Consider the following 22,426-nt stretch of genomic DNA (forward strand, 5'->3'; position numbering starts at 1 on the left):
GGATCGCCGTCGGGTCCCAACCCCGACGTCCGCGTGACGCCCGCCCGCACCGCGACTACCGTGAGCGGCATGGACGTTTCGGTGTGGAATCGCGAGCAGGCTGCGGCCGCCGCCCGGCGGGTGGTCGAGAACAATGACTACCTGACCCTCGCGACCGCTGGCGCCGAGGGCACGCCGTGGGCGACTCCGGTGTGGTTCGCCGCCGACGATCTGGCGCAGTTCTTCTGGGTGTCGCGGATGACTCGCCGGCACTCGCACAACATCGAGGAGCGTCCAGAGGTCGCGCTCGCGATCTTCGACTCGACCACCCCCGTCGGCGAGGCCGAAGCGGTGTACGTCCAGGCGCTGGCGGGTCAGGTCGAGGATGCCGACTTGGGGGCCGCGCTCGCCGTGTTCGCTGGGAAGTCGGTGGCACGCGGCATCCGGGTGTGGAACGAAGCGGATGTCACGGGTGACGCGCCCCATCGCCTCTACGTGGCGCGCGCGACCGAGGTCTTCGTGCTCGACCCGAAGGAGCAGCGGGTGCGGGTCTGATCGGAGCGGATCTGACCGCCGCGGGTCGGTCGTGCGTCGCTGCCGGTGCCGGCGAATGAGGCGCGGTCTGGCGGCGAGCCGGGTGCGGCATCCGTGCACACGGTCGTAGCATCGGGGGAGCGCGTGACGTCGGCTCCATGGCGGTGCCGACGGTGTGCGAGCCCCCGCCCCCGGAGCCCCAGTGACCATACCCGCTGACCACGACCTGCCCAGTTTCGTCGTGCCCGCCGACCCGTTCGAGCATCGCCCCCGCCGGCACATCGCACCTGGCGACGGGTTGCGGCCGCGGCGCCTGGCGGCCGCACCGCCGGAGTCCGAGGCCCAGCGCGACCCCGGCGAGCCCGCCCGCGTTGAGAGGCCGGGGGCCGCCGCGCCGGAGGCGGCCGATATCCAGCGCTACTACCTCTGCTGCATGGAGCCCGACGGTGAGTTCGTCGAGGTGATCGTGGCCGTCTCCGATGCGGGGCGGCGCCGGTACTTCACGACAGCTGACGGCCGTCGGCTGACCGAGGTCGAGGAGGACTACTTCGACCTCCTCCGCGAGAGCGGCGCGCGTTCGATGCTCGAGCTCGACGACCGCGAGATGGGCGAACTCGAGGCCGAGCTGCGCTTCGTGCGCTCGGTGCGTGGACGCGACCCGCTGCTCGAGATCGAGCCGCCCGATGAGCCGGTTGAGGCGCGCCGCGCAGAGGAGGACGCAGAGGAGGACGACGCACCGGCACCGGTCGCCGCGCAACCGCCAGGGCCGGTTGCCGCCGCCGTCGAGGCACCGTTCGAGCCGGTTGCACCGCCGCCGCCTGAACCCCCGGTGACGGATGCCGCTGCGCCGCCGCATCCGGTGACGGAGACCGCGACCCTAACCGATGACGATGACGACGACGCGGGCGACCTGCCCGACTGGACGATTGAGGAGTTCGAGGCCGTGATGATGGGATCCACGACGACGTACGAGCAGGTCGCACCCGAGGCATCCGCCCCGACCGCCGACGAACCGCAGGTCGCGCAGGACGCCATCGCGCAGCCGTTGCTCGACGCCGTCGCGCAGGTGTCACTCGCCAAGGGCATCGCGTTCGTCGCGCACCGCGGCCAGGTCGACCGCGTCGGCGCCGCCTACATCGACCACCCGGGGCGCGTCGCCGAGCGCTTCGACCCGATCGGTGACCCGATCGCCGCGGCATCCGCGTGGCTGCACGAGGTGCTCGAAGGCACGGTCGTGACGGCCCAGGAGCTCCTCGAGGCGGGCGTCCTGCCGGAGATCGTCGAGGTCGTGCACCTGATGACGCGCACTCCGGATGTCGCCGACGACGAGTTCCACGCCCGTATCCGCCGGCACCCGGTCGCGCGTCGCGTGAAGCTCGCGGCCATCGACGACAACGCCGCGCCGTGGCGCACGCGCCGCCTCGACTACGAGACCCAGGTGGTCCTCGCCGAGCGGTACCGCCACGCGCGCGAGCTGCTCGGCGAGGTCTGAGGCCTCATTCCCCGCAGCTCCCGCGTCATCGATCGGCGAGGTGCGCTACGCCGCGTTCGTCGCCTGGGCCAGGCGCTGCTCCTGCGCCGGCACGGCCGCCCGAAGCCCGTCGACGAGCGACGTCGTCGGCCGCCCGATGAGGCGCGACAGCGTGCCGGTCGGCACGTCGAGCACACCACGGCGGATCGCGTCGTCGATGCCCGCGACGAACGCGGCCGTGCCGGCGTCGAGACCGGCCGACTCGAGCGCCGCCACGTGCTCCTCGGTCGTGAGCGACGCGTACGAGACGGGACGCCCGACGACCTCAGAGGCGGCCGCCGCGAGCTCCGCGTAGCTCCACGCCGCGTCGCCGCCGAACTCGTAGACCTGGCCGAGGTGCCCGTCTTCGAGGAGCACGGCCGCGTCGCCGGCGGCGAAGTCGGCACGGGTGGCGCTGGCCACGCGACCGTCGGCCACGGACGCCGCGATGGTGCCGGTCGAGGCGGCGCGCGCGACATCCGCCGCGTAGTTCTCGGTGTACCAGTTGTGGCGCACGATCACGGCGGGCACGCCCGATGCGGCGATCGCCTCCTCGGTGGCCTTGTGGTCGGCGCCGAGAGCGTAGTCGGCGGTGGCCGCCTGCGGTGCGCTCGTGTAGACGAGCTTCGCGACGCCCGCGGCCTTCGCTGCGTCGATCACGTTGCGGTGGCCGGTGAGGCGCGAGCCCGGCTCCGAGCCCGAGATGAGCAGCACGGCGTCGATGCCGTCGAGGGCGGCCGCGATGGTGTCGGGGCGCGCATAGTCGAGCTCGACGGTGCGGATGCCGCGTGCCGCGACGTCCGCGAGCTTCGAGGTGTCGCGCGCGCTCGCGACGAGGTCGTCGGGCCGGGCGCCGCGCTCGAGCAATGCGTCGACGACGAGGCGGCCGAGCTGGCCCGAGGCTGCGGTGACGAGGATGGTCATGATGGTCCTTCCGATTGCGTACATCGAGGGCCAACCGGATGCCGTTCGCCAACCTTCCCGAGATCGTGTACCCACTTTGAAGTAAGGTACCCACATGGTGGTAAGTCTTGCGCAGATCCGCGAAACGTCCGGCGAAGTGTTCACCGAGGGATGCCCCACGCGCGTCGTGCTCGATCACATCATGAGCAAGTGGGGCGTGCTCGTGCTACTCGCGCTCACCGACGGCACGCATCGCTGGGGAGAGCTGCGCCGCGAGGTCGAGGGCATCAGCGAGAAGATGCTCGCCTCGACGCTGCGCACCCTCGAGGGCGACGGGCTCGTCGAACGCCGCTCCTACCCCGAGGTGCCCCCGCGCGTCGAGTACTCGCTCACCGAGATCGGGCGCGACCTGATGGACCGGATGCTGCCGCTCGTCGAGTGGGTCGCGGCGAACGCCGGCCGCGTCATCCCGGTCGGATAGCCTGTGCGCGTCCCGCATCGCATCGAGAGGCCCCGATGACCACCCAGCCCACGCCTGCCCAGCCCACGCCTGCCCAGCCCGCCCCGGCCCGAACCACTCCTGCCCAGCCGACCCCTGCCCAGGCGAATCCCTACGCGGCCGTGTCGCCCGCCGGATGGCACCTCGAGACCGTCTCGAATCGCTACCGCTGGTGGGACGGCTCGAGCTGGGGCGTCTACCACGACCAGATGCCGGCCGGGTATGTCGGGCCGGTCGCCCGAGTGGCCGTCGTTCCGTCGTCGGCGACGAACGGCTTCGCCGTGGCGGCGCTCGTGCTCGGCATCTGGGGCTTCCTCGTCACGTGGATCCCGTTCTTCATCGGCCTGGTGCTCGGCGGCCTGCCCGATCTCCTCGCGGTCGTCTTCGGCATTCTGGGAATCGTGCGCGCGAACGCCTCCGGTGGCCGTGGCTTCGTCATGGCCCTGATCGGCCTCATCCTCGGCGGGCTCGCGTTCCTCTCGTTGTTCGTGGGCGCGGGCACGCTCTGGTAGCCCGCCGCGCGCAGGGTTCCCTGCCCGATCGGGCACACTGCGCGCTCGCCGAGCGTGGCCGCGGTTAGCCTCGCACTGAGGAGGACGGGCGGGCCAGCCGTCGGCGACCCGTCCGAGTGAGGATGCGGCATCGCAAGGTCGGCGACGACGAGGCCGACGACACCGGCCGGCGCATCGGGAACGGCCGACCGGCTTCCGCCGTGGTGCCCGCGGCCGGCGTCGCCCCCGATCGTGAGGCGGCGCCACTCACCCTCGCCGGCGTGCAGCGCGTCGCCGGAAATCGCGCGGCAGCGGAGCTCGTGGCATCCGATGGGGTCTCGGCCCGCGCGTCCGGTGGCATCGTGCGGCTGCAGCGCCAGCCGGCCGATGCCGGCGTCGATGCGGATGCCCCGACCGATGCGCAGGCGCAGCCCCCGGGTCAGCAACCGGCCCAGGCGCCCACCCAGACGCCGAGGCAGCAGCCGGGACCGCAGCCGACCCGGACGCCGGCCCAGACCCCGGGGCAGCAGCCCGCGCAGGGCGTGCCGCAGCAGGGAGCGGCGCAGCCGGCGACCGCCGCGCCGCGCGACGTCGACACGACCGACGTGCCCTATCCGCCCGCCCGGCCGAGCATCCAGGTCGCGCGCGGCACACCCGTCGTCGTGGCTGGGGCCGCGCCGCCGGCCGCCGAGACCGCGCCCGTGCACGGCATCGACACCACGGTCGAGTTCTGGGGCGTCGCCGGGGTCGCCGCCTACGTCGACCAGCTCGTCGACGGATGGCGCACGCGTCGCGCCGCGCAAGGGCAGACCGTCGACGTGGCCGCGACGCGAGCGTCGTTCGTGACCGATTTCGACGAGACGATGCAGGGCTGGTACCAGCGCAGCAGCTTCAGCACTCCCTTCGCGGGCCTCGACGCCGCGGTCCTTCGCCAGCTCAACGGGAGACGCACACGGCTCGCGCAGGCCGTCGCGAACCGGCGCGTCGTCGAGAACGGCCGACGACGCCCGCTCACTGCCGATGAGCGCAGCGCACAGCTCGAGGCCGAGCTCGTCGTCGAACGGCAGCTCTTCGTCGACAAGATCGTGTCGCACCTCACCGAAGGAGCCTGGGGCTGGATGCTCGAGCGGCGCGAGCACCTCGACTTCACCACGGTCACCCAGCGCGGTGTGCGCGAACTGCGGAACTTCGCGCCGGGCGCCCTCCCGAACGTCGACGCCGTCGCCCTCGTGCGTGGTCGACTCGCCGCGCGCAACCGCGCGCTCACCGACCCCGAGCGGGCCCGGGCGATCGCCCAGGCCGAATCCGCACTCCGGCGTCGCACCCGCGACCCGAAGGCGACGCTGGATGCCGCCGGAGAGGAGGCCGCGATCGTCGCCGCCGAGACCCGCAAGTTCGGCGGCCAGCAGCAGGTCGACGCCGCCGTGCGGGAGGCGGCGATCGACATCGAGGAACGCGGCTGGGAGAACGTGCACGAGCTCGACGCGAACGGCCGGCCCGCGTGGGGCTCGGTGTGGGGGCGCAACAGCATCGGGGTCATGACGACGACGGCCATCTTCGTGCTCTGGCTCATCGACGCGTACGGCGCCGGGTTCACGGCCGACAACTACGGCGGTCATGGCGGCGGCGGCTTCGCAGGCCGCGGGCGCTCGCTCGATCTCACGATCCCGCAGCGCCGCGCCGACGGCTTCTTCGACGCAGCCCAAGCGATCACGTTCGGCCTGGCCATCGACCGCGCCGCCTCAGCGATCGGCGTCGAGTGGCGTGTGATCTACGACGACTTCTCGGTCGCCCGCGCGGTGAACGAACGGCTCGGCCAGCGCCGCATCATCGAGGTCGCCAACACGAGCCGCGGTCGCACGGGCGACATCACGAACATCAACTGGCATGGGCCGCTGGTGAACCACTTCCACCTCGACCTCGCGTTCTGAGCACCTCGCGGCGTCAGCCGCCGTTCGGCCGCTGGTCCACCGCGCGCCGCAGGCGGTCGACGTCGAGCTCGAGCAGCTCGAACGTCTCGCGCAGCCGCCCCGCGGCATCCGGATGCTCCGCCTCGAGGCATTCGGCCAGCAGCAGCCCCTCCTTGCTCACCTCGGTCAGCGAGGCCATCAGCGAGACGACGGCGGACGCCGGCAGCGTCAGCGTCCCTCCGGACTCCGAGGCATCCGTCACCTCGCCGACCTCCACGGCGTAGAGCAGCGCACTGCCGAGCGCCGCGCGCTCGCGCGCGCATCGAGCCGTTGCGGCATCCGTGTCGTCGCCGAACACCTCCGCCGGTACGCCGGCGCTCTCGAGGTAGGTGTCGACCTCGCCGTCGGATGCCACGATGCGCATGATCTCGGGCGAGTCAGCCGTCGTGATCGCGATCGTCGCTTCGAGCCCGGTTGATTCGTCACTCATCTCGATCGTCCCCTTCGGCCACCCGCTCCACCAGACGTCGGGAATCTACTCCGGGTGGCTCGGCGCGGCAACGGGCGGCCTCGCGCTCGCGGCATCCGCTCGGCTCTGGTAGTCAGGTGCACATGTCCGGCTCGTACGTCGCCCTGCTGCGCGGCATCAACGTGGGCGGACGGAACCCGATTCGCATGCCGGAGCTCGCCGAGTGCTTCCGCGACGCCGGATACGAGGACGTGGGCACCTACCTGCAGAGCGGCAACGTGCTGTTCCAGCCCGGCGGCAGGGGTCGCCCCGGCGGCCAGAAGCTCGAAGCCGACGTGGAGGCGATGCTCGAGCAGCGGTTCGGGATGCCGCTGCTCGTCGTGATCCGATCGCGCGACGAGCTCGCCCGAACCATCGAGGCCGCCCCCGCCGATCATGGATCACCGAAGCTGCGAAGCGACGTCTTCTTCCTCAAGCACCCGCTCACCGCCGAGGCGGCGCTCGCCGAGATGCCCGAACTGCGCGAGGGCGTCGACGCGGTGGCGGCCGGACCGGGGGCGATCTACTTCTCGCGGGTGGCCGCGCGGGCGACGAAGACCCGCATCCAGAAGTTCATGGCGATGCCGGTCTTCCAGCAGATGACCGTGCGCACGTGGGGCACCTGCACCAAGCTGCTCGAGAAGCTCGACGAGATGGATGGGGCCGCCTGACTATTCGCCCGGCACCTCCGTCGTATCCTCCTCGAAGCACGGCGTCGGCGACCAGTAGTACCCGCTGAGAATCGGGCAGGCGTAGTCGTACAGGTGCGGATCCTCCTCCCACGGGCCGAGCGGCGGGACCGGGATCAGGCCTGGCGTGACGTTCAGGTCGAAGTCGATCTGCCCCGGCGCGGCCCGCTCGCTCGACCCATCACTCCCTCCGCCGTCATCCTCGGCTGCGGCCGCGAGGATCGCCGCCTCCTCCGCCGCCTGCCACGCGATCGCCGAGCTCGCCACCGCGTCGCGAAGTCGGCGCAACTCATGGACCCGGGGGAAGTACCACGCCCCGCCGCCGCCGTCGCCCGCAAGGTCGTGTTCGAGCTGGTCGACGGATGCCGCGAGGGCGGCGATCGACTCCGCAGAGGCCTTGCCCGTGGCATCCGTCGCCGCAGCGCGAGCCGCCTCGAGGGCCGCCCTCGCGCCGTTCGTGTCGACCGTGATCCGTGCCCCCGTCGGATCGAACTCAGCCGCGCCGATGCCGACGTGTCCGGCCACGAGATGCACCGCCGCAGCGCGTGCCTCGGCCTCCATTTGCGTCTCGTGCTCGGCGTGCGACGACGTCACGCCGATCGTGCCGACGGTCGCGCACAGCAGGGTGACGACGAGCACGGCGAAGGTCGCGATCGGGCGGCCGGAGAGCCCGAGCGTCCTGGAGCGTGAGGGCGACGCGTCGGGCATGGTACCTCCGGCTCAGCGGGCAGCAACATCGGGTGGCGCGTGCCGAGCCTATGGGCGCGAGGTTTCGCGCGGATGTCGCGGGCGCGTCTTCTCTCCGACGTTCTCGCCGTGAGGCGCGCTCAGGTCACCACGTGCCGCCCACGGGGTGCCGCTCGTCGGTGAATGCGGCTCCGAGCGGGGCGGTCGGGTCGGGGTCGGGCGGCACCACGCCGTCGCGCTCGATCGAGACCGCGCGGGCGTCGTCGAGCGGCCGGTACCCGATCGCGTGGCCGGCCTCGAGCGAGAACCAGGCCGGCGCGTTCGCCGACACACCCCACACGAGATGGTGGGAGCCGTCGTCGAGGGCGACGCTCGCCTCGACGAGTCGGGCCATGTCGTCGGGTGAGAGCCATTGTGCGACCGCGCGGCCGTCGCCCGGTTCCTCGAGGAAGGTGCAGATCCGTGCGCTCACGACCGACATGCCGAACCGGTCGGCGTAGAGGCTGCCGAGTGCCTCCATGGCCGCCTTGCTGACGCCGTAGTACGTGTCGGGACGGGGCAGCAGCGGCGTGGTCGAGGCGGCGGCGCCGACCGGCTGGAAGCCCACCGCGTGGATCGAGCTCGCGAGCAGCACCCGCCGGACTCCGGCCCGCCGTGCTGCCTCGAGCACGGTGTGGGTGCCGTCGATGTTGACCCGCAGCAGGTCCGCCCATGGGCGCTCCGAGGACAGCCCCGCGAGATGCACCAGCGCGGATGCCCCGTGCATGACCCGCTCCATCCCGTCGGCATCCTCGATCGACACGTCATGCCAGGAGACGTCTCGGGGCTCGACGTCGAGTTCGAGGCCCGCCCTGCTCGTGTCGACGAGCCGCAGCGCCCGGCCCCGTCGACGGAGCCGTGGGACGAGGGCGCGCCCGGTCCGGCCCGCAGCACCCGTGATGACGACGGTCTGCTCGATTGACAACACCCGGTCCTTTCCCTACTGTTGTGAATCCATTCACAACAGCGTACCCCCGGTCGACCCGCCGCGGGACGCTGTGAGCTCAGACCTCTGCGGGGTGGGCCGCGCGCCGCCGATCCGCCCCGCAGAGCCATCCGGAACAGGTCGATGAGTCGTATCCGCACGGTCGAAGTGGTGCCCATGGCGTTTCCCGACCCGCCGCTGCTCAACAGTTGGGGAGTGCACGAGCCCCTCGCGCTCCGCACGCTGGTGATCCTGACGCTCGACGACGGCACGGTGGGCTTCGGCGAGACGAGCGGCGAAGCGCCGCTCCTCGGGCGGCTCCTGGCCGCAGCGCCGCGGCTCGTCGGCCTGCGGGTCGACGAGCCGTCCGCCCTCCACGACGCGGTGATGGCCACGCTCGACGCCGACGTCTGTGCGATCGAACTCCGCAAGGCCTTCGCGCCCTTCGAGGTGGCGGCGCTCGACGCGCTCGGCAGGCTCGAGGGCGTGCCCGCCAGCGAACTGCTCGGCGGCCGCGAGCGCGACGCCATCGACTTCGCGGGCTATCTCTTCTTCAAGTGGGCCGGCCACCCCGGAGCCGCTCCCGACGATTGGGGTGCGGCAGACGAGGCTGAAGGTCTCGTGGCTCTCGCGGGGCGCCTCATCGACGACTACGGATTCCGCTCGCTGAAGCTCAAGGCGGGCGTGCTGGCCCCCGAGCGCGAGATCGCGGCGATGCGGGCGCTCAGGGCCGCCTACCCCGAGGTGCCTCTGCGCATCGACCCCAACGGAGCCTGGCGCGTCGACACCGCCATCGAGGTCGCGCGCCGGCTCGAGGGCGTCGCCGAGTACCTCGAGGACCCGACGCTCGGCCTCGACGGCATGGCCGCCGTGCGGGCGTCGACGACACTCCCGCTGGCGACGAACATGGTCGTCGTCTCTCCCGAGACGCTCGAGCCGGCCGTCGAGGCCGGCGCCGTCGACATCGTGCTCGCCGACCATCACTACTGGGGCGGCCTCGCTGCGACCCGCGAGCTGGGGCGCGCCTGCGCCACGTACGGCCTTGGACTCTCGATGCACTCGAACTCGCACCTCGGCGTCTCGCTCGCCGCGATGGTGCACGCCGCGGCCGCCACACCCGAGCTCGATCACGCCTGCGACACCCACTACCCCTGGAATGCGGCATCCGACATCGTCGTGCCTGGGGCGATCGCCTTCCGCGACGGCGCGGTGCGGGTGCCCGACGGCCCGGGCCTCGGGGTCGACGTGCGGCGCGACGTCGTCGACCGATTGCACCGCGCCTACCTCGAGTCGGGGCGGACGGTGCGCGACGACACGGCCTACGCCCGCACGGTGGACCCCGCCTACGACCCCACCCTGCCGAGGTTCTGATGGAGGCCACCTTCCGACTCTTCCCGTGGGATGTCGAGGGAGATCCGGACGCGGCGGTGCGACTGCGCGCCGAGGGCGTCGCCCGGATCGCACTCGCCGCGACCTACCATGGCGCGCGCACCATCACGCCGCGGCATCCGCTGCATCGCATCGTCGACCTTCCTGGGTCGGCGAGCTATCTCGGAGAACCCGCACCGCTGCCGCTCGGCGCCTTCTCCTTCGACGGCGCACGTCACGAACTCGAGCGAGTCGGCATGCGGGTCGACACCTGGGCGGTGATCGGCCACGTCGACGGCGCCGCACCCGGGGTTCCGCGAGTCGAGAACGCCTTCGGCGACCGGATGCCGCATGCCCCGTGCCTCTCGCAGGCCCCCACCCGAGCGTTCCTCCGCGAGCTGGTGGGGGCGGCGGCTCGGGCGAGTGCCGGAGCTGCGCTGCACCTCGAGGCGGTCGGCTGGCAGGGGCTCGCGCACGGGTCCCTGCACGACAAGCTGCACGGGGCCGACCTCGGCGAGGCGGCCGCGGAACTGTTGGCGATGTGCGTCTGCGCGGCCTGCGCCCGTGCGGTGGGGATCGACGCCGAGGTGCTCGCCGAGTCGCTGCGTGCGGCCATCGACCAGCCGGCCGTCGGTCGTGCGACCGAACGCCGTGCGAGCGATGGCCGCGATCCGGTGTACCGAGCGGATGCCGCGAGCGACGGGCCCCTCGCGGCCTTGCGCCAGTACCGGGCCGAGGTGGCGGCCGAGATCGCGACCGAACTCGTGGCCCTCGCCCGCGACTCGGGTGCCGGTGAGGTGAGCCTCGGTGCCGCGGACGCCGTCGGGGTGAGGCTTCCGATCGAACGCCTGGTGGACTGCTGGGGCGACGTCGACCGCGGCGTCGACGCGCTGGCGCGGAAGGCCGGCGACACCGGAGCGACCGCGTACGTCGACATCCTCTCGGGAGATCCGGACGGTTTCGCCGCGCACTGGCAGCGGCTCGTCGCGTCGGGTGCTCATCGCCTGCACGTGTACCACGCGGGCCTCGCATCGACGCGGCGGCTGCGTGCCGGCGTCGCGGCCGCCGGGAGCATCCGATGAGGACGTCGACCTCGCGCCGGGAGCACGTGATCGCCGTGCTGCGGGCGCCGAGCGCCCGGCGATTCGCGGAGGTGGCCTCCGTGCTCGCCGACGCCGGGCTTTCGCGGCTGGAGTTCACGCTGACGAGCGACGGCACGCTCGACGCCATCACGGCGGCCAAGGGAGCGCTGCCGCACCTGGCCGTCGGGTGCGGCACGGCGCGCACCCCGGCCGACGTGCGCCGCGCCACGGATGCCGGCGCCGACTTCGTCGTGAGCCAGTACCACGACCCGGCGCTCACCGAGGCGGCTCGTTGCACCGGGATCGAGTACATCCCCGGTGCGCTGACGCCGGGCGAGATCGCACGGGCCGCCCTCGACGCCGACCTCGTGAAGGTCTCGCCGATCGGCCCGGTCGGTGGTGTGTCCTACCTGCGTGAGCTCGTGGGTCCGCTGCCCGACATCCCGCTCTTCCCGACCGGTGGCGTGCGTCCCGACGAGCTCGGCGCGTACTTCGACGCGGGCGCGGCCTACGTCGGCGTGAGTGCGCTGCTCCTGCAGGACGCGCTCGTCGGCGGCGACCTGCGAGCGCTCGAGGAGCGCACCCGCGCGGCACTCGTCCCCCTCGCCGCCCTCGATCAGACTGATCGGCCCGTCTCGACCCCGAAAGGACACGCATGACCGTCACGTTCATCGGACTCGGCATCATGGGGGCGCCCATGGCGCGCAACCTGCTTGCCGCCGGCCACGACGTCATCGGCATCAACCGCTCACACGGCCCGGTGGCGCGCTTCATCGCCGCAGGCGGACGCGCCGCCGAGCTCGCGGATGCTGTCGCGGCGTCCGAGGTCGTCATGCTCATGCTGCCCGACTCGCCGGACGTCGAACGGGTCGTGCTCGGCGACGACTCCGGAGCAGACGGCGATGGCGGCGGCGTGCTCGTCGCCGCACGGCCTGGTACGTGCATCGTCGACCTCAGCTCGATCGCGCCGGCGACGTCACGGCGGCTCGCCGAGGTGTGTGCGACACGCGGCATCCGCTACCTCGACGCCCCCGTGAGCGGCGGCGAGCAGGGAGCGATCGAGGGCACCCTCTCGATCATGGTGGGCGGCGCCGCCGACGACCTGGCCGCCGTTCGACCGCTGCTCGAGGCGATCGGATCGACGATCGTGCACGTCGGCGACGTCGGGGCGGGCCAGACGGTGAAGGCGGCCAACCAGCTCATCGTGGCGGGGACGATCCAGCTCGTGGCAGAGGCGCTCGTGTTCCTCGAGCAGCACGGCGCCGACGTCGAGGCAGCGGTGCGCGTGCTCGCCGGTGGCCTCGCAGGGAACCGGATCCTCGACCGCAAGTCCGCGGGCATGATCGAGCGCCGGTTCGAACCGGGATTCCGCATCGAACTGCACCGGAAGGACCTCGGCATCTACCTCGCCGCGGCGCGCGATGCCGGCGTGGTGTCGCCGGCGGGTGCCGTGGTGGGTCAGCTGCTCGAGTCGGCGGTCGCCAACGGCGACGGCGCTCTCGACCACACGGCGCTGCTGCGGGGCGTCGACCGCATGAACGGTCGCGAGGTCACGCCCGCGGCGTAGGGAGCGACGTGGCGCGCACGACGATCTCGGGGGCGAACCGGCCCTCGAGGTTCGCCTCGGTCTCCAGACCGAGCAGCAGGCGCACGGCTGCAGCGCCCAAGGCGGCCGACGGGTGCCGGATCGTCGTGAGCGGCACGATGGCGAAGTCGGCGAACTCGATGTCGTCGTAGCCGACGAGTGAGAGCTCGTCGGGGATCGCGATGCCGGCCACGATGAGTCCGTGCAGCAGGCCCAGCGCGAGCAGGTCGTTGCCGGCGAAGATGCCGTCGGGACGGTCGCCGGGCGCGAGTTCGCCGAGGGCCACGGCCACCTCCTCGCCGATGCGGGCGTTCTGCGCCGGGGTGCGGATGACCTCGAGGGAAGGAGCCGGGGAGCCCGCGCCGCCCGAGGTGTCCGTTCCAGCCTCCCGAAGCGCCCGCCGTGCGCCCGCCAGGCGGGCGTCGACATGCGGGTGCGGGCCACCGACGAACAGGAGTCGCCTGCGGCCCTGCTCGAGCAGGTGCCGCATCGCGAGGTATCCGCCCTGCTCGTTGTCGCCCGAGATCGCGGGGAAGTCGTGCGGTCCCTCGGCGAGGCCGACGAGCACGAACGGGGTGCCCTGGTCGCGCAGGGCGAGGAGCTCGGCGGGCACGCCGCCGACGGGTGCCGCGATGATGCCGCTCACCTGCTGGGACTCGAAGAAGTTCACGTAGTCGCGTTCGCGTTGCGGGTCGTCGTCGCTGTTGACGACGATGATGAAGCGCCCGTTGGCGGATGCCTCGCGCTCGGCGCCGGCCGCGACCTCGGCGTAGACCGGGTTGGCGGTGTTCGAGATGAGCAGCCCGAAGGCGAGGCTGTGGCCCATTCGCAGGCGGCGGGCGGCGTCGTTGCCGACGTAGCCGAGCTCGTCGGCGGCCGCGAGGACCCGCTTGCGCAGCGGCTCCGAGACGCGCGACGGCTGCGTGAACGTGTACGACGCAGTCGCCCGCGACACGCCGGCGTGGTCGGCGACGTCCTTGATCGTCGCTGGCGCTGTGCGTTTCACGCTCGGCATCTCGCTCCCTTGCAGCTGCTTGTCGTGCCCGTGGGCCGTACGCTAGCGTAGCGGAAATCGTGAATCGATTCACGGTCTGAAGGGATGGCTGTGCCGATCAATCCGACGTTCTCGACGCTGTGGGCCGTCAACGGGCCGCTCGACCTCGACGACTTGTGCAGGCAACTCGACGCCTTCGTCGTGGCCGGACTGGACGGCGTCGTGTTCCACCCGAGGTTCTACCCCGAAGAGCCGCGATACCTCGCCGAGGACTACCTGGCGATCGTCTCGGCACTCATCATCGAGGCGAGCGATCGGGGACTCGCGTTCTGGATCTACGACGAGAACGGCTGGCCGAGCGGCACGGTCGGCGGCCGCATGCTCGAACGCCATCCCGAGCTGCGCCAGCGCTGGGTCGAGCTGCAGCGTGACACCGGGCAACCCGCCCTGGCGCGCTTCGATCGGGACGGTGCGCGGTGGGCGATCGTCGAGCGGGTCGGCGCCGGGGTCGACTACCTCGCCCCCGCGCTCGCCGAGCGCTTCATCGAGCTGTGCTACGCGCGCTACGCCGATGGGCTCGCACCCGAGGCGTTCGCGCGCGTCGCCGGCTTCTTCTCCGACGAGCCCGAGTTCGGCCTCGGGCATGCGCACCACGAGCTCTCGCCGCACGGCGCGATCCCGTGGACACCCGACCTGCCCGAGCGGTTCGCCGAGCGCCATGGCGACGACCTGCTCGAGCTGCTCCCCGCCGTGTTCCTCACCGAGGAGCGATCGGCGGTGGCGCGCGAGCGGTTCTGGGAGCTCGCCGCCGACCTCTTCGCCGAGCGGTACCTCACGACGCTCGATCGCTGGTGCCGCGCCCGCGGGCTCCGGTTCACCGCGCACATGAAGGGCGAGGAGCATCCGCTGTTCCAGCTGCCGACCGTGGGCTCACTCGGCCCGGTCGCGCGCGCAGTCGGCCTGCCGGGCATCGACGCCCTGGGGCGGCACCCGCTGAATGACTTCTACCCACGACAGGTGTCGTCGGCCGCCCGGCAGTTCGGCGACGGCCGCACGATGGCCGAGGCGTTCGGCGGCGCGGGGTGGGGTGCGTCGCCCGCCGACCTCGAGCGGTACCTGCGCTGGCTCGGCGGCCACGGGGTGACCGACTTCGTGCTGCACCTCAGCCAGTACCGGCTCGACTCCGCGGCCATCGAGGACTGGCCGCCATCGCATCCTCGTCACGTGAGCTGGTCGGCCGCCTACGCCGACGTGCTCGGCGCCGTGCGGCAGGGGATCGAGGTCGACCCGCGCCCGCCCGCCGACGTGCTGGTGGTGGTGCCGCAGCGAGCGCTCGCCCGGGTGTTCGAGCCGTGGGAGTTCGTCGCGACGAACGTGCATGATGCCCACGACTTCCCGGCGACGTCGGCCGGCGCGATCAACGGCGACTTCCTGCGCCTCGTCGAGCGGCTGCGAGCGGGCGATGTCGCCTACGAGTTCGCCGACGAGCGCACGCTCGAGCGCGACGGGGCGGTGGTCGACGGATGCCTCGTGCTCGGCCGCTCCCGCTACGCCCGCGTCATCGTGCCGCCCGCGGCCGCACTCGACCCCGGGCTGAGAACCGCGCTCGAGCCGCTGCATGACGAGGGGCTGCTGGACGACGCGCCCGCGGCCCCCGCCGCGGTGTCGCCGTGGCCGACGGTGGACGCCGACGCCGACGCCGACGCCGACGCCGACCGCGCCGCCGCCGACGCCGCCGACGCCGACGCACCCGCGCCGTTGCGGTGGCGCCTCGAGCGCAGCCCGGTCAACGAGCTCGTGCTCCAGCCGACCAGGTCGGGTGACGAGTGGATCGCCGAGGTGGAGTCGCTCGACTTCGAGGGCGAGCTCGAGCTGCGCTTGGCCGACGAGCCGGCTGCCGTCGCCTGGGGCGAACGGACCCAGCCGGTGCCGGTGCCGGTGCGCCGTGCCGGCGATGTCTGGGTCGGCGCCGTGCGTATCGAGTCGGGTGCGCGCCTCGTGCTGCGGTTCCGTCCGCGCTGGTCGCTGCCGCCCGGGACCGTGCCGCGCGCCTGGATCGCGGGCACGTTCCGGGTGCGGGGCGAGCTGCGTGCGCGGGGCGGAGTGGTCTCGTCGTTCGCGGGGCCGTTCCGACTCGGCGCGGCATCCGAGCACCTCGACCGTGAGCTCGTGGAGGCGGGGTTCCCCTTCCTGTTCGAGCCGCTCGAGCTCGTCGCCGATGTCGATGTCCCACTGGGTGCTGACGTCATCACGCTCACCGGCGGGGTGGCGGATGCCGCGGGCATCAGGTTCGACGACGGGCCCGTGCGGTGGCGATGGGTCGACTGGGGCGCCTCGGGATGGGCCGCGCCGGTCCAGGCGGTCGGAGCTGCTCGCGTGCGCCTGCGGCTGACGCCGAGCAGCTTCAACCGGTACGGGCCGCACCACCACTACGTCGGCGACCCGGCGGTCGTCAGTCCGGCGCAGATGCAGGGCGAGCGCAACTACGCCGATCTCGATGACGCTCCCTTGCACACGCATCTCGAGACGTGGTGGGTGCGCCGGCTGGTGCTCCCCGACGCGGCGGTGTTCTCGCGCGCCACCTCCGGCCTCGTCGAGGCGTCGGACGCGGCATCCGGCGCACTCGGCGCACCGGTCGAGTCGGTCGCACTCGGCGACATTGACAACTCACGAACCACGCTCGTAAAGTAGCCGTGTTGTGAATCGATTCACGATCACGAAGGAGTGACACCCGTGGCTAGCACCCTCCTGGAGGAACGCGCGGCGGCCTTGCCTGCTGCCGCGTCCCTGACCCCGTCGCCGCGGCGGCGAGCGCGCCGAGCCGGCGTGGTCGCCCCGTGGTGGTTCGTCGCGCCGGCCGTCGCGATCTACGTCTTCATCGTCGTGGTGCCGAGCACGCGTGGGGCGTTCTTCTCGTTCACCGACTGGAACGGCTTGGCCGGCGACTGGTCGTGGGTGGGCTTCGAGAACTTCGCCGACGTCTTCACCGACCGGGCCGCGCAGGCCGCCCTCTGGAACACGCTCGTGCTCGCGGTGCTGTGCACCGTCATCCAGAACGCGATCGGCCTGGCCCTCGCGGTCGGCCTGCACACCATGGTGAAGTCGCGGTACATCCTGCGCGTCGTGTTCTTCGCCCCGGTCGTGCTCACCCCGCTCGTCTCGGGCTACGTGTGGAGCTACCTCCTCTCGCCGAACGGCACGGTGAACGAGGTGCTGCGCGGCCTCGGGCTCGGATTCCTCGCACAGGACTGGCTCGGCGACCCGCAGTACGCGCTCTATTCCGTCGTGGCGGCGGTCGTCTGGCAGTTCGCCGGCTACTCGATGGTGATCTTCCTCGCAGGCCTGCAGGCGGTGCCAGAGGAGATCCTCGAAGCGGCGACGATCGACGGCGCCGGCCCGTGGCGGCGATTCTGGAGCGTGACGTTCCCGCTCCTGAACGGCGCCGTCGTGATCAACGTCATGCTCAGCCTCATCGGCGGCCTCAAGCAGTTCGACCAGGTCGTCGCGATGACCGGCGGCGGCCCTGGCACGGCCACCGAGACCATCTCGACGCTCATCTACAAGAACGCGTTCCTGCTCGGCGAGTACCCGTTCTCGGTCGCGCTCGCGGTGGTCATGACGATCCTGATCGCCGGGCTCTCCGCCATTCAGTACCGACTCACCCTTCGGAAGGCCAGCTGATGCAGACGCGCTACACCGGCCTGACGCTCGTCCGCGAGATCGTCCTCATCGGGGTCGCGGTCGTCTGGTTCATCCCGATCCTCGCGCTCGTGAACGTGTCGCTGAAGCCGAGCAACAGCCAGACCAACGCGCTCACCTTCGCCTGGCCGCCGACGTTCGAGAACTACGGCCGGGCCTGGGAGGAGGCGAGCCTCGGGGCCGCGCTGATGAACAGCACGATCGTCGCCGTCGTGAGCATCGCCTTCATCGTCGCGATCTCGGCCCTCGCGTCGTATCCGCTCGCCCGGGTCACGCGGGCGTGGTCGCGGTGGACCTTCTACGGCCTCCTCGGCGGCCTGCTCATCCCGGCGCAGCTGGCGCTCCTGCCGCTCTACTCGACGATGCGCGACATCGGGCTCCTGGGATCGCTCTGGTCCGTCATCCTCATCAACATCGGCACCGCGATGCCGTTCTCGATCTTCCTGTACACGACCTTCATGCGCGACCTTCCCCTGGACTATGAGGAGGCGGCCCTCCTCGACGGCTGCGGGCCGGTTCGCTCGTTTCTCAGCGTGGTCTTCCCGCTCGTGCGTCCCGCGACGGGCACTGTCATCATCCTGAACCTCGTCGGCATCTGGAACGAGTTCTTCACCCCGCTCCTCTACCTGTCGGGCAGCGGCAACGCGACGGCGCCCGTCGCGATCTACAGCTTCGTCAGTCAATACGTCACCGTCTGGCCGCTCGTCTTCGCCGGACTGGTCATCAGCGTCATCCCCATCCTCGCGGTCTACTTCTCGCTGCAGAAGTACGTCATCAAGGGGTTCGCGGGAGGACTCAAGGGATAGCAGCACCCGTCCCTGCGGCGCGCAATCACCCATGCACCACGGGCATCCAGCCCACATTCAAGGAGGAATAGTGAAGCTCAATCCCACTCGCCGGGCGGGCGCGGCGATCGGCGTCGCGGCCGTCGCGGCACTCGTGCTCGCCGGCTGCTCGACCGACGGCGGCTCGAGCGGAGGCTCCGGCGACGAGAACGTGCTGACGTTCACGGCGGCAGGGGAGGCTCCGGCGCAGGCGGCGATCGACGCGTTCGAGGCGGCCAACCCCGGCGTGACGGTCGACGCGACGTTCGCCAATGACGACGAGTCCTACCAGCAGACCCTGCGCACGCAGCTCTCGGCGGGCACCGCGCCCGACGTGTTCCGCGTCTGGCCCGGCAACGGCAACGCGACCTCGATCGTGGCGCTCAGCAACGACGGCCTGCTGCTCTCGCTCGACGACGAGGAGTGGGCGGGCGATGTCGACGACTCCGTTCGCCCGGTCGTCGAGGATGCCGACGGCAAGCTCGTGGGCGTGCCGGTCACGATGGTCGGCATCGGCGCGATCTGGAACGATCAGGCCGTCGAGGCGGCCGGCCTCGAGACGCCGACCACGTGGAGCGAGGTGCTGCAGTTCTGCGCCGACGCGAAGGCCGCGGGCAAGGTCGCGTTCGCGCTCGGCCTGAAGTCGGCGTGGGTCACCCAGCTCGTGCCGTACGCGCTCACCGCGACCACGGTGTACGGCCCCGATCCCGACTTCACGGACCAGCAGCTCGACGGCGATGCGTCGTTCGTCGACTCCGGCTGGAACGACGCCGAGTCGCAGTACCTCGAGCTGCGCGATGCCGGATGCTTCAACGACAACCCGAACGGCATCGGCTACGACGAGCAGATGACCATGCTGGGACAGGGAGACGCGCTCGGCGCCATCCACATCACCTCGGCCGGCGCGAACGCGCAGCAGTACGCACCCGAGGGCACGACGTTCTCGATGACGCCCTTCCCCGCGACGGACGACGCGGACGACACGAACCTGCCCGTGTCGGTCGGCATCGTGTACTCGGCGAATGCGAAGGCGAAGAATCCCGAGCTGGCGAAGAAGTTCATCGACTTCCTCGCGTCGAGCGAGGGTCAGTCGGTCTACGCGACCGCCGCGGGGGCTGCCCCGGCCCTGCCGTCCACGGACTTCGAGCCCGACCCGGTGCTCGCGGCGATCACCGAGTACCAGGCCGACGGCCGCGCGCGTCCGTTCCCCGACGTGTTCTGGCCGAACACGAAGGTGCAGCAGGAGCACCTCACCGGCATCCAGGAGCTCTTCAACAACAGCATCACGGTCGACGAGTTGCTGCAGCGCATGGACACCGCGTTCGCCGACGACTAGTCGGGGGTTCGCGACGAGGCGGGGTGCGTGCTGCACCCCGCCTCGTCGCGTTGCGCCTACGCGCTCCGGATGCCGCGGCGCGGCCGCTACCCTCGACGCATGCCTGCGACCGAACGCCTCTTCAGCTACGGCACCTTGCGCCTCCCCGGGGTGCAACGCGAGCTCTTCGGCACGGAGTTGCCCACGTCGGCGGACGCGCTCGTCGGGTGGCGGCTCCGGATGCTGCGCATCACCGATCCCGACGTGGTCACGCTGAGCGGCGAGGCCGAGCATCCGATCCTCGAGCGCACCGACGACCCCGACGATCGCGTCGACGGGGCCGTGCTCGAGGTGACCGCCGCGCAGCTCGCCGCCGCGGATGAGTACGAGGTCGACGACTACCGTCGCGTCCGTGCGCGGCTCGTGTCGGGCGGCGACGCCTGGGTGTACGCGGCGGGCTGATCCGGGCGGCCTTCCGGCCGCCGCGCGGATGCCCCGGGCCCGCAGTGCGGCTCGAGGCATCCGTTCGCTGCTGGAATTGCTACGGGACGATCTGGATGTTCGATGAGTCGGAGACGTTGGTCACATTCATCTGCTGCAGCGTCGTCGCGGTGGATGTGCTGCCCGGCATCCGGATCTTCTCGAACTTCACGTCCGTGATCGGCGCGCCCGGCACGCCATTGATGCGCGCGGGAGTCGTGCCTGCGCTCCGCACATTCACTCGGGTGAGGTCGACGTCGGCGACGGGGCCGATGCCCTCGGCGGTGTTGCCGGTCCAGAGGGCCATCCACGTGGTGTTGCCGTCGTTGTCCTTCGTCACCCGCTCGATGTCGATGTCCTCGAACTGGATGCTCACCGCGCCCGCCGTGCCGTACTTGTGATGCACGCCGATCCCGACGGCCGAGTCGTAGATCGTGGCGTTCTTGAAGGTCACGTTCGTCTGCTGCTGGAACACGCCCTGTCCCACCTTCAGGCCATAGCACCACGTCCAGCTCACCAGGTCGTCGAAGGTGACGTCGCCCAGCGGGCGAGGGTCGCCCGGGACCTTCGCGAACAGGTCGATGTGGTTCGCCCAGGTCTTCGTGCTGAACGGGTCGTCGAGCCCGATGCCGATCGCGTTCGTCACCGAGACGTTGGTCGACTCCATGACATCGATGCCGTCGTTCTCGCCCATGTCGAACCGGTTGAACATCTTGATATTGCGGAATTGCGAATCGGTCGAGCGGGTCGGCATGACCGCCCAGCTGCTCGACTCCCGGAACGTGATGCCGTCGACGATGAAGTCGTCGGTGTAGATCGGCACGAGCAGGTTGACGCCGAGGTTGCCGCGTTGGAGGGACGCCATGCCGTCGCCGTCGATGATGCCGCGCCCGGAGATGGTGATGTTGGTCGTCGAGTACCGCGTCGACAGGAACCATGTGACGTCACGCTGCTGCGAGAGCTTGCGCCAGTGCACGTCGTAGTGGTCGCGCTCGCCGGTGTACTTGAGCACCGCCCCCGGCGCGAGATACAGCCTCAGGTTGGAGCGCAGGTACAAGGTGCCGAGCGTGTAGACACCGGCTGGTACGAAGACGGTGCCCTGCCCGGCGTTCGCCGAACCCCAGGCCGCGGCGTCGTTCAGTGCGGTCTGGAAGGCCGTCGTCGAGTACCCGACGCCGGGCTGCGCGCCATACGGCGCGGCGGTGACGTTGAAGATTCCCGTGCCCGAGCTCGGGGGCCGGTCGGTCTCGAGCGGGTCGATCGCGATGACGAGCTCGGGCCGGCCGTCGATCTTCACGATCAGGTACTCGTCGTGGGTGACCGTGAACGTCAGCGTCGGCCCGCTCTTCGTGCCCGTCAACCCGAGCTTGAGCGGGCTGATCGAGAACGCGCCGATCGCGGTGTTGTTGCGCTTCGTGATCGAGATCGTCGCCTCCCCCGCGCCCATCGCGAACTGCGCGATGTCGTAGCCGGCGCAGTCCTGCACCGGCACGCCCTGCCCATTCACGGTCATCACGAAGTCCGGCGAGGCCGGATACGTGGAGGCCAACGGGTAGATGTCGAGCGGCGCCGGTGCCGCGTTCGCCGGCGGGGCCGGGCTCGCGATCGCGATGAGCGTGGCGAGCAGGGCTCCGGTGGCGACGGATGCCACCGCTCCCATGATTCGGTCGAGGTGCTTCATTGCACTTCCTCTCGGTTGCCACCGTCATCGGTGGGCGGAGAGGGGCCGCTTTCGCGCCGCGCAGCCCCGGCGGGCCAGGGCGAATCGTGAATCGATTCACAACCGGCACCGACTGCGAGATTACGCGACTGCTGAAGACCGTGTCAACGGGCGGTGCCCCGATCCAGCCGCCGGCTGCGGCGCGCTGCCGCCGGCCTGTACTACCGCGGGAGTACGCTCTCGCCCAGCGACGGCGCGGGCGCGCTGCGCGGCGATCCGCGGCTCCGGCCGCGGCGAGGAGGCGGAGATGGTCCCCGAGATCAACTACTGGGCGGTGCTGGTGGCGACGGCGTCGAGCATGGCGGTCGGCGCCATCTGGTACGCCCGGGGCGTGTTCGGCACCCGGTGGGCGAAGCTCGCGAACGTCGACATGGACCGTCCTGGCGCGAGTGCGGTGATGCCGCTCATCGTGACGGTGCTCGTGAGCTTCGTCACGGCGTGGGTGCTCGCGGGCGCCTCGACGATCGCGTGGCACTTCTACGGCGGCGGCTACCTGGTCGCAGCGCTGCTCACCGGGGTGATCCTCTGGGCCGGCTTCACCGCCGCGCGATTCATCACGCACGACGTCTTCGAGGGCCGCCCGTCGTCCCTCACCGTGATGAACATCGCCCACGAGCTCGTCACGATCGTCATCATGGCGATCATCATCGGCGTCTGGCCGCCCGCCGGCACCGTCTGAGCACCG

At 71.3% G+C, this 22,426-nt stretch carries 22 protein-coding genes; 16 read left to right on the forward strand and 6 right to left on the reverse strand.

Annotated features, from left to right (window positions below; translation table 11 throughout):
* Positions 1-69 precede the first annotated feature (69 nt).
* Both J2X63_RS10300 and J2X63_RS10305 read left to right on the forward strand, forming a co-directional pair.
* Positions 70-534: a pyridoxamine 5'-phosphate oxidase family protein gene (locus J2X63_RS10300; protein ID WP_309976739.1), complete on the forward strand. Its 465-nt coding sequence runs from the start codon at positions 70-72 to the stop codon at positions 532-534.
* A 181-nt stretch (positions 535-715) separates the two neighbouring features.
* A complete protein-coding gene (locus J2X63_RS10305) occupies positions 716-2,005 on the forward strand; it encodes a hypothetical protein (RefSeq protein WP_309976740.1) in 1,290 nt (429 codons plus the stop codon).
* Between the two features lie 45 nt (positions 2,006-2,050).
* Here J2X63_RS10305 and J2X63_RS10310 read toward each other — a convergent pair whose 3' ends face one another.
* On the reverse strand, positions 2,051-2,947 hold the full coding sequence (locus J2X63_RS10310) for an SDR family oxidoreductase (protein WP_309976741.1): 897 nt from the start codon (positions 2,945-2,947) through the stop codon (positions 2,051-2,053).
* Positions 2,948-3,041: 94 nt separating this feature from the next.
* On the opposite strand from J2X63_RS10310, the gene J2X63_RS10315 reads away from it, so the two are divergent.
* From J2X63_RS10315 to J2X63_RS10325, 3 genes are all read left to right on the forward strand, one after another.
* Positions 3,042-3,407, forward strand: coding sequence for a helix-turn-helix domain-containing protein (locus tag J2X63_RS10315; protein WP_309976743.1), 366 nt, complete (start codon positions 3,042-3,044; stop codon positions 3,405-3,407).
* A 35-nt stretch (positions 3,408-3,442) separates the two neighbouring features.
* Positions 3,443-3,937 carry a hypothetical protein gene (locus J2X63_RS10320; RefSeq protein ID WP_309976745.1) on the forward strand — a complete coding sequence of 165 codons (495 nt, stop codon included), beginning with the start codon at positions 3,443-3,445 and terminating at the stop codon, positions 3,935-3,937.
* 122 nt (positions 3,938-4,059) lie between these two features.
* Complete coding sequence (locus tag J2X63_RS10325) at positions 4,060-5,847, forward strand: hypothetical protein (protein WP_309976747.1); 1,788 nt, start codon at positions 4,060-4,062, stop codon at positions 5,845-5,847.
* A gap of 13 nt (positions 5,848-5,860) precedes the next feature.
* Here J2X63_RS10325 and J2X63_RS10330 read toward each other — a convergent pair whose 3' ends face one another.
* Entirely contained in the window at positions 5,861-6,316 is a 456-nt protein-coding gene (locus tag J2X63_RS10330) for a hypothetical protein (protein WP_309976749.1), read from the reverse strand.
* 122 nt (positions 6,317-6,438) lie between these two features.
* On the opposite strand from J2X63_RS10330, the gene J2X63_RS10335 reads away from it, so the two are divergent.
* Positions 6,439-7,005: a DUF1697 domain-containing protein gene (locus J2X63_RS10335; RefSeq protein ID WP_309976751.1), complete on the forward strand. Its 567-nt coding sequence runs from the start codon at positions 6,439-6,441 to the stop codon at positions 7,003-7,005.
* Here J2X63_RS10335 and J2X63_RS10340 read toward each other — a convergent pair whose 3' ends face one another.
* Positions 7,006-7,731, reverse strand: a complete 726-nt coding sequence (locus tag J2X63_RS10340) for a hypothetical protein (RefSeq protein ID WP_309976752.1) — start codon at positions 7,729-7,731, stop codon at positions 7,006-7,008. It abuts the gene before it with no gap.
* Between the two features lie 124 nt (positions 7,732-7,855).
* On the reverse strand, positions 7,856-8,674 hold the full coding sequence (locus tag J2X63_RS10345) for an NAD(P)-dependent oxidoreductase (protein ID WP_309976753.1): 819 nt from the start codon (positions 8,672-8,674) through the stop codon (positions 7,856-7,858).
* Positions 8,675-8,818: 144 nt separating this feature from the next.
* Between J2X63_RS10345 and J2X63_RS10350 the strand changes: the two genes are divergently transcribed.
* The 4 genes from J2X63_RS10350 to J2X63_RS10365 are packed head-to-tail and all read left to right on the forward strand — an operon-like array spanning position 8,819 to position 12,691.
* Entirely contained in the window at positions 8,819-10,045 is a 1,227-nt protein-coding gene (locus J2X63_RS10350) for an enolase C-terminal domain-like protein (protein ID WP_309976754.1), read from the forward strand.
* Positions 10,045-11,124 carry a hypothetical protein gene (locus tag J2X63_RS10355; RefSeq protein WP_309976756.1) on the forward strand — a complete coding sequence of 360 codons (1,080 nt, stop codon included), beginning with the start codon at positions 10,045-10,047 and terminating at the stop codon, positions 11,122-11,124. The genes J2X63_RS10350 and J2X63_RS10355 overlap by 1 nt, the downstream gene beginning before the upstream one ends.
* A complete protein-coding gene (locus tag J2X63_RS10360) occupies positions 11,121-11,783 on the forward strand; it encodes a bifunctional 4-hydroxy-2-oxoglutarate aldolase/2-dehydro-3-deoxy-phosphogluconate aldolase (RefSeq protein ID WP_309976758.1) in 663 nt (220 codons plus the stop codon). The genes J2X63_RS10355 and J2X63_RS10360 overlap by 4 nt, the downstream gene beginning before the upstream one ends.
* Complete coding sequence (locus tag J2X63_RS10365) at positions 11,780-12,691, forward strand: NAD(P)-binding domain-containing protein (protein WP_309976759.1); 912 nt, start codon at positions 11,780-11,782, stop codon at positions 12,689-12,691. The genes J2X63_RS10360 and J2X63_RS10365 overlap by 4 nt, the downstream gene beginning before the upstream one ends.
* On the opposite strand, the gene J2X63_RS10370 is transcribed toward J2X63_RS10365, so the two are convergent.
* Positions 12,675-13,715: a LacI family DNA-binding transcriptional regulator gene (locus tag J2X63_RS10370; RefSeq protein ID WP_309976761.1), complete on the reverse strand. Its 1,041-nt coding sequence runs from the start codon at positions 13,713-13,715 to the stop codon at positions 12,675-12,677. The two genes, J2X63_RS10365 and J2X63_RS10370, sit on opposite strands and share 17 nt — an antisense overlap.
* Positions 13,716-13,808: 93 nt before the next feature.
* On the opposite strand from J2X63_RS10370, the gene J2X63_RS10375 reads away from it, so the two are divergent.
* The 5 genes from J2X63_RS10375 (at position 13,809) to J2X63_RS10395 (ending at position 20,003) form a co-directional block, all read left to right on the forward strand.
* Positions 13,809-16,394 carry a hypothetical protein gene (locus J2X63_RS10375; protein ID WP_309976763.1) on the forward strand — a complete coding sequence of 862 codons (2,586 nt, stop codon included), beginning with the start codon at positions 13,809-13,811 and terminating at the stop codon, positions 16,392-16,394.
* A 42-nt stretch (positions 16,395-16,436) separates the two neighbouring features.
* Positions 16,437-17,384, forward strand: coding sequence for a sugar ABC transporter permease (locus J2X63_RS10380; RefSeq protein WP_309976765.1), 948 nt, complete (start codon positions 16,437-16,439; stop codon positions 17,382-17,384).
* Positions 17,384-18,208 carry a carbohydrate ABC transporter permease gene (locus J2X63_RS10385; RefSeq protein WP_309976767.1) on the forward strand — a complete coding sequence of 275 codons (825 nt, stop codon included), beginning with the start codon at positions 17,384-17,386 and terminating at the stop codon, positions 18,206-18,208. The genes J2X63_RS10380 and J2X63_RS10385 overlap by 1 nt, the downstream gene beginning before the upstream one ends.
* 70 nt (positions 18,209-18,278) lie before the next feature.
* Positions 18,279-19,562, forward strand: coding sequence for an extracellular solute-binding protein (locus J2X63_RS10390; protein ID WP_309976769.1), 1,284 nt, complete (start codon positions 18,279-18,281; stop codon positions 19,560-19,562).
* A gap of 99 nt (positions 19,563-19,661) precedes the next feature.
* Complete coding sequence (locus J2X63_RS10395; protein ID WP_309976771.1) at positions 19,662-20,003, forward strand: gamma-glutamylcyclotransferase family protein; 342 nt, start codon at positions 19,662-19,664, stop codon at positions 20,001-20,003.
* 79 nt (positions 20,004-20,082) lie between these two features.
* On the opposite strand, the gene J2X63_RS10400 is transcribed toward J2X63_RS10395, so the two are convergent.
* Positions 20,083-21,702 (reverse strand): glycosyl hydrolase family 28 protein, encoded by a 1,620-nt coding sequence (locus J2X63_RS10400; RefSeq protein WP_309976773.1) that lies wholly within the window; start codon positions 21,700-21,702, stop codon positions 20,083-20,085.
* Between the two features lie 286 nt (positions 21,703-21,988).
* Between J2X63_RS10400 and J2X63_RS10405 the strand changes: the two genes are divergently transcribed.
* Positions 21,989-22,420: a DUF1761 domain-containing protein gene (locus J2X63_RS10405; RefSeq protein WP_309976775.1), complete on the forward strand. Its 432-nt coding sequence runs from the start codon at positions 21,989-21,991 to the stop codon at positions 22,418-22,420.
* Positions 22,421-22,426: the final 6 nt, after the last annotated feature.

Source organism: Agromyces sp. 3263, from assembly GCF_031456545.1.
GTDB lineage: Bacteria > Actinomycetota > Actinomycetes > Actinomycetales > Microbacteriaceae > Agromyces.

What these genes read in the sequence shown, in the direction of transcription:
- J2X63_RS10300 (WP_309976739.1), top strand. Translation starts at nt 70, where the DNA reads ATGGACGTTTCGGTGTGGAATCGCGAGCAGGCTGCGGCCGCCGCCCGG.
- J2X63_RS10310 (WP_309976741.1), bottom strand. Translation starts at nt 2,947, where the DNA reads ATGACCATCCTCGTCACCGCAGCCTCGGGCCAGCTCGGCCGCCTCGTC.
- J2X63_RS10315 (WP_309976743.1), top strand. Translation starts at nt 3,042, where the DNA reads ATGGTGGTAAGTCTTGCGCAGATCCGCGAAACGTCCGGCGAAGTGTTC.
- J2X63_RS10320 (WP_309976745.1), top strand. Translation starts at nt 3,443, where the DNA reads ATGACCACCCAGCCCACGCCTGCCCAGCCCACGCCTGCCCAGCCCGCC.
- J2X63_RS10325 (WP_309976747.1), top strand. Translation starts at nt 4,060, where the DNA reads ATGCGGCATCGCAAGGTCGGCGACGACGAGGCCGACGACACCGGCCGG.
- J2X63_RS10330 (WP_309976749.1), bottom strand. Translation starts at nt 6,316, where the DNA reads ATGAGTGACGAATCAACCGGGCTCGAAGCGACGATCGCGATCACGACG.
- J2X63_RS10335 (WP_309976751.1), top strand. Translation starts at nt 6,439, where the DNA reads ATGTCCGGCTCGTACGTCGCCCTGCTGCGCGGCATCAACGTGGGCGGA.
- J2X63_RS10340 (WP_309976752.1), bottom strand. Translation starts at nt 7,731, where the DNA reads ATGCCCGACGCGTCGCCCTCACGCTCCAGGACGCTCGGGCTCTCCGGC.
- J2X63_RS10350 (WP_309976754.1), top strand. Translation starts at nt 8,819, where the DNA reads ATGAGTCGTATCCGCACGGTCGAAGTGGTGCCCATGGCGTTTCCCGAC.
- J2X63_RS10355 (WP_309976756.1), top strand. Translation starts at nt 10,045, where the DNA reads ATGGAGGCCACCTTCCGACTCTTCCCGTGGGATGTCGAGGGAGATCCG.
- J2X63_RS10360 (WP_309976758.1), top strand. Translation starts at nt 11,121, where the DNA reads ATGAGGACGTCGACCTCGCGCCGGGAGCACGTGATCGCCGTGCTGCGG.
- J2X63_RS10365 (WP_309976759.1), top strand. Translation starts at nt 11,780, where the DNA reads ATGACCGTCACGTTCATCGGACTCGGCATCATGGGGGCGCCCATGGCG.
- J2X63_RS10375 (WP_309976763.1), top strand. Translation starts at nt 13,809, where the DNA reads ATGGCTGTGCCGATCAATCCGACGTTCTCGACGCTGTGGGCCGTCAAC.
- J2X63_RS10385 (WP_309976767.1), top strand. Translation starts at nt 17,384, where the DNA reads ATGCAGACGCGCTACACCGGCCTGACGCTCGTCCGCGAGATCGTCCTC.
- J2X63_RS10395 (WP_309976771.1), top strand. Translation starts at nt 19,662, where the DNA reads ATGCCTGCGACCGAACGCCTCTTCAGCTACGGCACCTTGCGCCTCCCC.
- J2X63_RS10400 (WP_309976773.1), bottom strand. Translation starts at nt 21,702, where the DNA reads ATGAAGCACCTCGACCGAATCATGGGAGCGGTGGCATCCGTCGCCACC.
- J2X63_RS10405 (WP_309976775.1), top strand. Translation starts at nt 21,989, where the DNA reads ATGGTCCCCGAGATCAACTACTGGGCGGTGCTGGTGGCGACGGCGTCG.